The following is an 11,018-nucleotide window of genomic DNA, read 5'->3' on the forward strand; positions in this document are numbered from 1 at the left end:
CTCAGTTTAATTATCTTTGGTAATCTTATAAAAGATCATACCTTAGTTTAATTAGTTTACTCTCCTACTTGTTAAAAATTTCATCCTAATAATTTTAAAATTATTGGGATGGATGTTTTTAAGGTTGTTAAACTCTTTTTGGATTGCAATCATTCTTTTAAAGTATTTTAAAAACTCAGCTAAGATTATAACAATACAATCATTTTAAATTATTTTAATACGATTAAAAAGAAGTGAAGAGGATTGAAAAGTAAAAATTAACTTTTTAAAATCCTTGCAAGTTTAAGCAAATTCGAAATCAAAAATTCTTTTTTTACGAGTTTAGGATTGGTTTTAAGTTCGTATTCGCTTTTAAGTAAAAGAGTGAAAATTTCTTTATATTGTTCGATTTTTAAACTAAAGGCTTGAGAGCTTAAATTTTGTCCCACTTGAGGGGGTGGAGTGTAGCCTAAAAGCTCTTTAAAATCAATTTTGCCATTGACTTTAGCATAAAGTGCGATTTTAAATAAACGATAAAAAGAATTATATAAAGAGTTGATTAAAGCAATTTCATTAAAATTATCTAAAATTTTTTCAAGTTCGCTTTTAAAGTCTTGTTTTTTTAAAATTTTATCAAAAAAGCTTTCAAAACTTCCTGTATTTAAACTATAGCAGTATTGTTCTATGGTTTTTTCATCTACTCTTAAACCGCTAAATTTATTAAGTTCGCTTGCAGCAAGATACAAGTTTTCATCAAAACTTGTAAAAAGAGTAAATAAAGCATTTTGAGTGATTTCAACCCTTAGTTGTTTTGCTTTTATGCTTAAAAGCTCCACGCCTTCTTTAGCTCCGTTAGCTTTAAAAAATCTTACAAAATGAGGAGAGAAAATTTTTTCTATGTCACTTTGCTTTGAACTTTCATCATAAAATTCTAAAAGAAAGAAATTGTCCGCATTGTTTTTGCAAAGTTCGACTAAAATTTTAAGATCTTTTATTGGAATTTTTTTAGAGGTTTTGATTTCTAGTAATTTTTTTTCGCTAAAAAGCGATCCTGCGCTTAAAAAATCACTCGCACGAGTGAAGTTGTATTCTTCAAAAAAAAGCTTTAGAGTTTCATCGGGTTTATATTTTTCTTTTATAAATTCAGCATAAAGTTCGCTTTGAAAATTATCTGCTCCATAAAGAAAGAAAAAATTAGGTATTGAATCTTTAGAAAGCAGGGTTTGAAGCTCTTTTCTATACATTTTCTTCCTTTATAAGTCTTTGGGTGATTTTAGCATAAATTTTTGCCATAACTATATCCGCTTCCATGATTTGCACTTCAACACTTTCTAGTAAATTTACACGCGTATCATAAAGGATTATATCCGCTCCTTTGATTTCATCATCTAGTTTAGCTATGCAAACTCCATCATTTTGCACAACCAAAGCTTTAAATTTTTTGCCTATATTTTTAGCTGCCCATCTAGCAAATTTTCTATCCATAAAATCAAAAGCAACCTTATCCGCCTCTCTTTCAAGTGTACTAAGACTCTCGCAAGTGCTTTCTATGTTTAAAAGCAGATAATTAAAAAGTTTTTCATCGTTTTTTTGTTTGGCTTTTAAAAGTCTGTGTAAAATAAGATCAGAATACCTTCTTATAGGGCTTGTAAAATGTGAGTATTTATCAAAACCTAAGCCAAAATGTCCCGCATTTACACTAGAATATTCTGCTTTTTTTTGTGCTTTGATGATGAGTTTATCTACTTCTGCTCTTAAATTTAACTCATCGGCTAAAGCTTGTATGTCTCGTATGAGTTCAGGAAGATTGGGCTTAAAATTTACATCGATTCCGAGTTCGCGTAATTCATTTAAAAGTTTATCGATTTTTCTTGTATCAGCACTTAAGTGATTTCTAAAAATACCTATATCTATGAGTTTTGCTGCCGCTTTATTGGCTAAAAGCATACAATCTTCGATCAAATTATGCGAAGGCGTGTCTTTTTCAAAAACTGTGCTTTTTAGACTTAAATTATCATCTAAATTCATTCTTAATTCTTCGGTGCGAAATTCAAAGGCATTTTTAAGACGCATTTTGCGTAAATTTTTTGTGATTTCAAAAAGCTCATAAAGCCATGAAAGTTCTTTTAAATCAGGTTTTTGTACCAAAATTTCATCAACTTCATCGTAATTAAAACGGCGTTTTGAGTTGATAATACCTTCAAAAAGTTCTTCTTTGATGACTTTATTTTCATGATTGAGCGTGATTTTAAAACAATACGCTAAGCGATCTAAATGAGGTTTTAAAGAACAGATATTTTCGCTTAAAGGACGAGGCAGCATGGGTATAGCAATGTGCGGAAAATAAATAGAAAACCCACGATTTCTTGCTTCTTTATCTATAGCACTATAAGCATAAACATATTCGCTAACATCAGCAATAGCTACATAAATTTCTCGTTTTTGAGTGTCAAAATAAATCGCATCATCAAAATCTTTTGCATGTATAGGATCTATGGTGCAAAAAGGCAAGGCTCTTAAATCCATGCGATTTTCATACATACTCGCATCAACACTATCGCCGTTTGCTAGGGCTTCTTTGATACAAGCGTCGCTAAATTCGTTATTTTTATTAAAAAGAGCTAAGGAGATTTTTTCATCTACGCTTTCATCATCAATATGTCCTAAAACTTCTATGATATTGTTATTTTCATTTTCTATTTTTAAAATTGTCCCTAAAGGTAGTGCTTTTAAGGATTTTTGAGAAGCTTTTAAGGCAGTGCTTAATCCTGTTTTGATATTCATTCCAAGTACGGCTTGGCCATACCTTTTGGTGATCACTAAAGAGGTTTCATTGGCTCTTTTTAGAACTAAAATCACCTTTGCACTGGGGCGTTTTTTCTTTAAAGGTAGAAGTTTTACTGCGACTATATCTTTATAGTTTGCACCTTTTAGGTTTTTGTTTTCTATCAAAAGATCTTTTTTGAAACTTTCATCAAAGCATTGTAAAAAACCTGTGCCTTTGCTTGAAATATCAAGCACTCCAAAGGCAAAACCATTGTTAAGATAGTATTTGTTTTTGTGTTCTTTGATGATATGATTAGCTAAAAGCTCTCTTAAAATTTGTTTAAATTCATTGCTTGCTTCGTGAGAGCTAATGCCATAACTAAGACTGTTTAAAAATTCTTTCACTTTTGATACTTTATGATTTTTTGTAAAATTCTTACATAAAGTTTATAAAAAAAATATGAAATTTATACTTTAATTGCTATAATAATACCTTTAATTTTTGAATTTTTAAGGAGTGAATATGGCTATTACAGTATATTATGATAAAGATTGTGATTTAAATTTAATCAAATCAAAAAAAGTAGCAATTATAGGCTTTGGCTCTCAAGGACACGCTCATGCGATGAATTTAAGAGATAATGGCGTAAATGTAATTATCGGACTTCGTGAAGGTAGTGCAAGTGCTGTTAAAGCAAAAAATGCTGGTTTTGAAGTAATGAGTGTAAGTGAAGCTTCTAAGGTAGCAGATGTGGTTATGATTTTAGCTCCTGATGAAATTCAAGCAGATATTTTCAATATCGAAATAAAACCAAATTTAAGCGAAGGCAAGGCTATAGCTTTTGCACACGGTTTTAATATCCACTATGGTCAAATTGTTGCTCCAAAAGGTATAGATGTTATCATGATAGCACCTAAAGCACCAGGACACACAGTAAGAAATGAATTTACTTTAGGAGGTGGAACCCCTTGTTTAATAGCTATCCATCAAGATGAAAGTAAAAATGCTAAAAATTTAGCCTTAAGTTATGCAAGTGCGATTGGGGGCGGACGCACAGGCATTATAGAAACAACCTTTAAAGCTGAAACAGAAACAGATCTTTTTGGTGAACAAGCCGTGCTTTGTGGTGGGCTTAGTGCTTTGATTCAAGCAGGTTTTGAGACTTTAGTTGAAGCAGGTTATGAACCTGAAATGGCTTATTTTGAGTGTTTGCATGAAATGAAACTCATTGTGGATTTGATTTATCAAGGTGGTATTGCAGATATGCGTTATTCTATCTCAAATACTGCAGAATACGGCGATTATATCACAGGGCCAAAGATTATCACTGAAGAGACTAAAAAAGCGATGAAAGGTGTTTTAAAAGATATACAAAATGGTGTTTTTGCAAAAGATTTTATCTTAGAACGCCGTGCAGGTTTTGCTAGAATGCATGCAGAACGCAAAAATATGAATGATTCTTTGATAGAAAAAACAGGGCGTAATTTGCGCGCTATGATGCCTTGGATCAGTGCTAAAAAATTAGTAGATAAAGATAAGAACTAAACATTGTCAAAGAAAAAATTAGTTCAAATTCAGCGTTATTTAATCATAGCTATACTTTTTTTACTTTGTATAGCTTTAGCTTTGGGAATTTTAGTAAAATATCAAAATTCCCAAGATGTTTCTTCTGTTAAGCCGGATTATTTTATTGATAAACAAGAAGATTTAATGTCATCAAACAAAGATCATTATGAAATTGGTATTTTTCAAGAGAATGAGTTTGATAATAATAAATCTGTAAGTATTTTAGAGCAAAAAATTCAAGAAATCGATGATTTAAATACAAGTTTAAATGAGCAAAATTTAAGCAGTGTGGAGCAGAATTTAAGTTTAGAACAAAATCAGAGTTTAGAGCAAAATTTTATTCCAAAAGATACAAATTTAACTCAAGATCAAAATTTAACTTTTGATGAAGATATTCATTTAAATAAAATTTCTAAAAAACCAAAACTTGCTATTATTATCGACGATATGGCAAATGCAAGTCAGGTTAGAGGTTTAAAAGCTTTAAATTTAAAGTTAAATCCTTCTTTTTTTCCGCCAGATAAAAACCATAGCGAAACGCCAAAACTTGCTTTAAAATTTGATTTTTATATGGTGCATTTACCTTTAGCAGCAATTAATTACAATAAACCCGAGCTTGATACTTTAAATCCAAATGATAGCAAAGAAAGAATTTTTAAAAAAATTAAGCAAATTAAAAAAGATTTTAAGGATTTAAGATATATCAATAATCACACAGGAAGTTTATTTACAAGCAATGAAGAAGCTATGAGAAAGCTTTACGAGGCTTTAAAAAATCAAAATATATTTTTTGTAGATTCTAAAACTATAGGAAATTCTAAGGCAAATAAAATCGCTAAAGAACTCAGTATGCCTTATATACAAAGAGATGTGTTTTTGGATAATGAAGATGATGTTAATTATGTTAAAAAACAACTTCAAAGTGCTGTAAAACTTGCACAAAAAAAAGGTTTTGTTATAGCCATAGGACATCCTAGGAAAAATACTTTTAAAGCCTTAGAGCAAAGTAAGGATTTGTTAAAAGGCGTTGATCTTGTGTATTTGAGTGAAATTTATGGCAAGTGAAATTTTGCCTGATGAATTTTTGAAACTTTTTAAAGATTTAAAAAAGCCTCCTAAAAAATTACACTATAAAGGAAATTTATCTTTATTAAGACAAGATAAAATCGCTATTATAGGTTCAAGGCGTATGAGTGTTTATACGAAAAATTGTGTTTTTTCCTTAGCGAGTATGCTTAAAAATACCCATCTTTGCGTGGTAAGTGGCGGTGCTTTGGGTGTGGATATCACTGCAAGTATGGCAGCTATGCCAAATACTATAGGTATTTTTGCTAATGGTTTAGATCAAATTTATCCAAGAACTAATGAAAAAATCATTAAACAAATTTATGAAAACGCTTTAGCTTTAAGCGAATACGAAGATGATTATTTGCCAAAAAATTATGACTTTTTACTAAGAAACCGTTTGGTTATTGCTTTAAGCAAGGCTGTTGTGGTTGCACAAGCAGATATAAAAAGTGGTTCTATGCAAAGTGCAAGGCTTGCTTTAGAGCTTAATAAGCCTTTATATGTTTTACCGCAAAGACTAGGAGAAAGCACAGGGACTAATTTGCTTTTAAAGGAAAATAAAGCAAAGTTAATCTGTGATTTTAAAGAATTTGTAAGTGAGTTTGCAAGTATAGATACAAATCAAGATGAATTTTTAGAGTTTTGTAAAAAAGGTGTGAGTGTTGATGAGGCTTTAAAAATTTATGGACAAAAAGTTTATGAATACGAACTTGAGGGAAAAATTTCCATAGAAGGGCTTTTTATAAGGGTTTTAGTATGAGAGCTTTGGCTTTAGATGTAGGTTTAAAACGCATAGGTGTAGCGCTTTGCGTAGATAAAAAGATCGCTTTACCTTTAGATGCAGTTTTAAGAAAAAATCGCAATCAAGCCGCTAATGAAATTAAAAATTTACTTAAAATACATGAAATTTCTTTACTCATTGTAGGCATTCCTAAGGGTGGGTCAAGTGAAGAAGAAATGACAAGACGCATTAAGCATTTTGTTTCTTTGCTTGAATTTGATAAAGAAATTTGCTTTGTAGATGAAAGCGGAACAAGTAAAGAAGCTTTAGGATACGGCATAGCAAATACACGTAAAAAAGATGGTAAATTAGACTCTTTGGCTGCTTTTATCATGATAAAGGATTATTTTGCTCTCTAGAATAGAAAAACTTTATACCAAAGATGAAATGCAAAATATTTTATCTTCTTTTACTCAAGAAAAAAATGTTTGTGTATTTGCAAATACTTTAAAAATTAGCACTGAAGAATTAGAAAAAGAATTTTTAAAACAAAATTTAAAATTTAAAAAGATCAATGCTTATTGTTATTTGTTTGACGCTAAAGATAAAGCCATCTTAAGTTCTATGAAAGTTTTTAATGAGGGGTGCTTTTATATACAAAATTATTCTTCTTATTTGTGTGCTTTAAATTTAGAGGTCAAAGCAGGGCAAAGTGTTCTTGATATGTGTGCAGCTCCGGGTGGCAAAAGTATCAATCTTGCAAATTTTATGCAAAATACAGGTTATTTAGCTTGCAATGAGATGAGTAGGGATAGATTTTTTATTCTGAAAAAAAATCTTAAAAATTACGGAGTGAATGCTAAAGTTTTTATGAAAGATGGTAAAAATATAGGCAATTTGTGTCCTTTAAAATTTGATAAAATTTTACTTGATGCACCTTGTTCAACTTTTGCTAAAATAGGTTTTGATTTGGAAAAAAGTTATAAAGAAATCAAAAATATTGCAAAAACTCAAAAAAAACTTCTACATTCTGCTTTAAAGGCATTAAAAATAGGTGGAGAGCTTGTATATAGTACTTGTACCTTTACCAGGGAAGAAAATGAAGAAGTGATAGAGAATGCTTTAAAAAGCGAGTTTAAATTAGAGCTTTTAGATATTGATTTGGAAAATGTTGAGGCTAAAGCAGGGCAAAGTGAAGAATTTGCTGAAATTTCAAAATGCAGACGGATTTTACCAAGCTTAGACTATGATGGATTTTTTATAGCTAAACTTAGGAAATTATGTTAATTAATAAAATTATTCACATTTAAATACAAATTCATAAAAAAACTTAAAAAACAATAAATAATTTTTTCTTTATTTTAAAGCTTAAAGTTCTATTTTTAAGTACTTTGAAAAGAAAATCACAGCGTGAAAAGGCTGTGAATAAAGTTGAAATTTTTCTAACCTTAAAAAGATGAAATTAGTCTGATTGTATTTTTTGCAGTTTTGGAGCTATTACAGCTTGACAATATCCTTGATTGGGATTATTTATAAAATAATGTTGATGATAGTTTTCAGCTTTGTAGTAGGTTTGCAATCTTGAAATTTTAGTAACTATTTTTTTGCTAAATATTTTTTGCTGTTCTTTGATGAAATTTTGAGCTAAAATTTTATCTTCTTCATTTTCGTAAAAGATTATTGAGCGATATTGCATACCAATATCTCCACCTTGTTTATCTATACTTGTTGGATCATGAATTTTAAAAAAGAGCGTTAAGATTTCAAGAAGAGAGATTTGTTTTTCATCGTAATTTATTTTGACAACTTCTATGTTACCATCACCATTACACACGCTTTCATAGCTAGGATTTGGATTTCCTCCGCTATATCCAACTTCAGTATCAATTACACCTTTTAGGCGTTCAAATACAGCTTCAATACACCAAAAACAACCACCACCTAAAACGATATTTTTCATTGTGAGTTTTCCTTGAGTTTAGCCCTTTGAAGGGCTAGGATTATTTGTAGTTTTTGATTGCTTTTTCTAAAATTTCAATTGCAGCTTTTTCATCTTTGAAATCTTGTACTTTAACCCATTTGTTTGGCTCTAAAATTTTATAAGTTTCAAAGAAATTTTTGATTTTATTTAAAGTTGCTTGTGGTAAATCTGTGTAAGTTTTTATATTGTCATATCTTGCATCTATTTTTGAATTTGGAACGGCAAGAAGTTTTTCATCCATTCCGCTTTCATCTTCCATGATTAAAACACCGATTAAGCGACAAGGAATCACAGCTCCAGCTTGGATAGGATATTCATTAAGTACTAAAATATCCACAGGATCACCATCATCAGCCAAAGTATTGGCAATAAAACCATAGTTTGCTGGGTAAAACATCGCGCTAGCCATAACGCGATCTACCATGATAGCACCACTATCTTTATCGATTTCATATTTTATGTTTGAGCCGTATGGAATTTCGATTACGGCATTGATTTTATTTGGAATATCTCCGATTTTGATTTTGCTTAAATCCATTTTTTTCTCCTTATATACTTTGAATTTTTTTAATCAGTTCTTTCATATCTGCAACGATAGGTTCGATAGTGCGCTCTCCATCGATAATAAAATGAAGTTTTTTCTTTTGATAAAAATCTAAAATTTCATTTAAAGGTTCTGTATAAACTTTCATTCTATTGTAAAACACTTCTTCATTATCATCTGCACCACGATTTCTGCCTAGAACTCTTTCTTTGGCAACTTCTTCGCTTACTCTTACTTCTATGACGCCTTTAAGACAAATTTCATTTTGCTCACTTAAAACCTTGTCAAATTCCATCATTTGTTCTACGCTTCTTGGATAGCCATCGATGATGATAGTTTTAGTTGGAGCAGCTTTTAGTGCGCAAACTATAGTATTTACAACAACATCTAAAGGAACAAGATTGCCTTTGGAGATAAAACTATCTATAGTTTTTCCAAGCTCACTCCCACTTGCTACTTCAGCTCTTAAAAGATCTCCTGTTGAATAGTGTGTAATATTTGTCGCATCTGCTTGTGCGATTAAACTAGCATCGGTAGTTTTTCCACTACCTGGTGCACCTATGATTAAAAACAATTCTTTCATTTTATATTCTCCCTTAATTTGATTCCTAATTCTCTCATTGCTTCATTACTAGCAGGCGATGGTGCATCTGTCATTAAGCATTGTGCTCTTTGGGTTTTTGGAAAGGCTATAACCTCTCTTATGCTGTTTGCTCCTGTAACTAGCATGATGAGTCTATCAAGTCCTATAGCAATACCTCCATGTGGTGGAGCACCAAAACTTAAAGCATCAAGTAAGAAACCAAATTTTTCTTTTTGTTGTTCTTCATTGATATTTAAAAGTTTAAATACTTTTTGCTGAATATCGTTTTTATGGATTCTTATACTACCTCCACCTAGCTCAACGCCGTTTAGTACTACATCATAAGCGATAGATGAAATTTCTTCTAAATCAGCTTCATTGATATTTTTTGGCATAGTAAAAGGATGGTGCATCGCAGAATAACTTCCGTCATCATTTTGCTCAAACATAGGAAAATCAACAACCCATAAGAATTCTAAGGCATTTGGATCTATAAGATTTAACTCGTTGGCTAAGAAAATTCTAAATCTTCCCATATAATCAAGCACAGTTTTTTTAGCTCCTGCACCGAAAAATACCACATCTCCTACTTCAAGCTTACAGCGTTTGCTTAGCTCATTTAAATCTTCTTCGCTAAAGAATTTGCAAAGTGGACCTTTAAGTCCATCTTCTTTAACTTGTATGAAAGCTAAGCCCTGAGCGCCAAATTTACGCACAAATTCTTCAAATCTTTGCATTTGTCTTTTTGAAAAAATAGTATCGCCTTTTGGAACGCGTATGGCTTTGATGCGATTTTTCTTTGTATCTTTGGCGATATTTGCAAAAATTTCATTATTTGACTTAGCGAAAATATCAATAACATCAATAAATTTAAGATCAAATCTTAAATCCGGCTTATCAGAGCCATAATTCTCCATAGCGTCTTTGTATTGCATTTGTCTAAAAGGGGTTTGAATTTCTTTGCCGCAAGCTTTGAAAATATCTTTTAAAAAAGTTTCGGCTACATTGATCACATCTTTTTGTTCGCAAAAACTCATTTCAACATCAATTTGTGTGAATTCAGGTTGGCGATCAGCTCTTAAATCTTCATCTCTAAAACATTTTGCGATTTGAAAATAACGATCAAAACCGCTACACATTAAAAGTTGTTTGAAAAGCTGAGGGCTTTGTGGAAGAGCGTAAAATTCACCCTGATGCACACGAGAAGGTACGAGATAATCTCTTGCGCCTTCAGGAGTAGCTTTGGTAAGAATAGGGGTTTCAACTTCTAAAAATCCCATATTTGCCAAAGAATTTCTAGCTGCTATACAAGCTTTAGAACGCAGGGCAAAATTTTCATAAAGTTTAGGATTTCTTAAATCTAAAAAGCGATATTTTAAACGTAATTCTTCATTTACACTTTCATCAGCGATAGCAAAAGGAGGCACGGCACTTTCATTTTCTATGGTAAGTTTAGAAACAACTACTTCGATTTCTCCTGTTTTTAATTTAGGATTTACAAGTCCTTCACCACGTGGACGAATAGTACCTTCTGCAATAAGTACAAATTCATTTCTTGCATTGGAAGCGATTTCATGAGCTTCTTTACTATCATTTGGATCGCAAACAAGTTGGATAATACCACTTCTATCTCTTAAATCTATAAAAATAACTCCACCATGATCGCGGTAGCTATTTACCCAACCGCAAAGTTTAACGCTTTGACCAACATGGGAAATTCCCAAGTCTGTATTATAATGACTTCGCAAATTTATTCCTTGAAAAAGATTTTTTAAGATAATGAGCAAAATTATAGTATTTTTATTCTTT

The 11,018-nt window shown here is 31.1% G+C and carries 11 protein-coding genes; 5 read left to right on the forward strand and 6 right to left on the reverse strand.

Features of this window, described 5'->3' with window-relative positions; translation table 11 throughout:
• Nucleotides 1–257: 257 nt before the first annotated feature.
• Both holA and ELQ12_RS05525 read right to left on the reverse strand, forming a co-directional pair.
• Entirely contained in the window at nucleotides 258–1,223 is a 966-nt protein-coding gene (holA, locus tag ELQ12_RS05520; RefSeq protein ID WP_044780561.1) for a DNA polymerase III subunit delta, read from the reverse strand.
• Nucleotides 1,216–3,150 carry a ribonuclease R family protein gene (locus ELQ12_RS05525; protein ID WP_134264622.1) on the reverse strand — a complete coding sequence of 645 codons (1,935 nt, stop codon included), beginning with the start codon at nucleotides 3,148–3,150 and terminating at the stop codon, nucleotides 1,216–1,218. The genes holA and ELQ12_RS05525 overlap by 8 nt, the downstream gene beginning before the upstream one ends.
• A gap of 118 nt (nucleotides 3,151–3,268) precedes the next feature.
• On the opposite strand from ELQ12_RS05525, the gene ilvC reads away from it, so the two are divergent.
• The 5 genes from ilvC to ELQ12_RS05550 are packed head-to-tail and all read left to right on the forward strand — an operon-like array spanning nucleotide 3,269 to nucleotide 7,388.
• Nucleotides 3,269–4,291 (forward strand): ketol-acid reductoisomerase, encoded by a 1,023-nt coding sequence (gene ilvC, locus ELQ12_RS05530; RefSeq protein ID WP_070261139.1) that lies wholly within the window; start codon nucleotides 3,269–3,271, stop codon nucleotides 4,289–4,291.
• Between the two features lie 3 nt (nucleotides 4,292–4,294).
• Nucleotides 4,295–5,377 (forward strand): divergent polysaccharide deacetylase family protein, encoded by a 1,083-nt coding sequence (locus ELQ12_RS05535; protein WP_070261140.1) that lies wholly within the window; start codon nucleotides 4,295–4,297, stop codon nucleotides 5,375–5,377.
• Nucleotides 5,367–6,140, forward strand: coding sequence for a DNA-processing protein DprA (locus ELQ12_RS05540; protein WP_070261153.1), 774 nt, complete (start codon nucleotides 5,367–5,369; stop codon nucleotides 6,138–6,140). The genes ELQ12_RS05535 and ELQ12_RS05540 overlap by 11 nt, the downstream gene beginning before the upstream one ends.
• The gene (gene ruvX, locus ELQ12_RS05545; RefSeq protein WP_044794336.1) at nucleotides 6,137–6,520 is read left to right on the forward strand and encodes a Holliday junction resolvase RuvX; all 384 of its coding nucleotides are present in this window, start codon (nucleotides 6,137–6,139) and stop codon (nucleotides 6,518–6,520) included. The genes ELQ12_RS05540 and ruvX overlap by 4 nt, the downstream gene beginning before the upstream one ends.
• Before the next feature lie 28 nt (nucleotides 6,521–6,548).
• Nucleotides 6,549–7,388, forward strand: coding sequence for an RsmB/NOP family class I SAM-dependent RNA methyltransferase (locus ELQ12_RS05550; RefSeq protein WP_079860399.1), 840 nt, complete (start codon nucleotides 6,549–6,551; stop codon nucleotides 7,386–7,388).
• Between the two features lie 175 nt (nucleotides 7,389–7,563).
• On the opposite strand, the gene msrA is transcribed toward ELQ12_RS05550, so the two are convergent.
• Genes msrA through aspS form a run of 4 tightly spaced genes read right to left on the reverse strand, consistent with a single transcriptional unit; the run spans nucleotide 7,564 to nucleotide 10,957 of the window.
• Nucleotides 7,564–8,061 carry a peptide-methionine (S)-S-oxide reductase MsrA gene (msrA, locus tag ELQ12_RS05555; RefSeq protein ID WP_044794338.1) on the reverse strand — a complete coding sequence of 166 codons (498 nt, stop codon included), beginning with the start codon at nucleotides 8,059–8,061 and terminating at the stop codon, nucleotides 7,564–7,566.
• Between the two features lie 40 nt (nucleotides 8,062–8,101).
• On the reverse strand, nucleotides 8,102–8,620 hold the full coding sequence (gene ppa / locus ELQ12_RS05560) for an inorganic diphosphatase (protein ID WP_002871349.1): 519 nt from the start codon (nucleotides 8,618–8,620) through the stop codon (nucleotides 8,102–8,104).
• 10 nt (nucleotides 8,621–8,630) lie between these two features.
• The gene (locus ELQ12_RS05565) at nucleotides 8,631–9,209 is read right to left on the reverse strand and encodes an adenylate kinase (protein WP_002855137.1); all 579 of its coding nucleotides are present in this window, start codon (nucleotides 9,207–9,209) and stop codon (nucleotides 8,631–8,633) included.
• Nucleotides 9,206–10,957, reverse strand: a complete 1,752-nt coding sequence (aspS, locus tag ELQ12_RS05570) for an aspartate--tRNA ligase (protein WP_052859048.1) — start codon at nucleotides 10,955–10,957, stop codon at nucleotides 9,206–9,208. Before aspS ends, ELQ12_RS05565 begins: the two co-directional genes overlap by 4 nt.
• Nucleotides 10,958–11,018: the final 61 nt, after the last annotated feature.

It is taken from the genome of Campylobacter sp. US25a, assembly GCF_004379075.1.
Lineage (GTDB): Bacteria > Campylobacterota > Campylobacteria > Campylobacterales > Campylobacteraceae > Campylobacter_D > Campylobacter_D jejuni.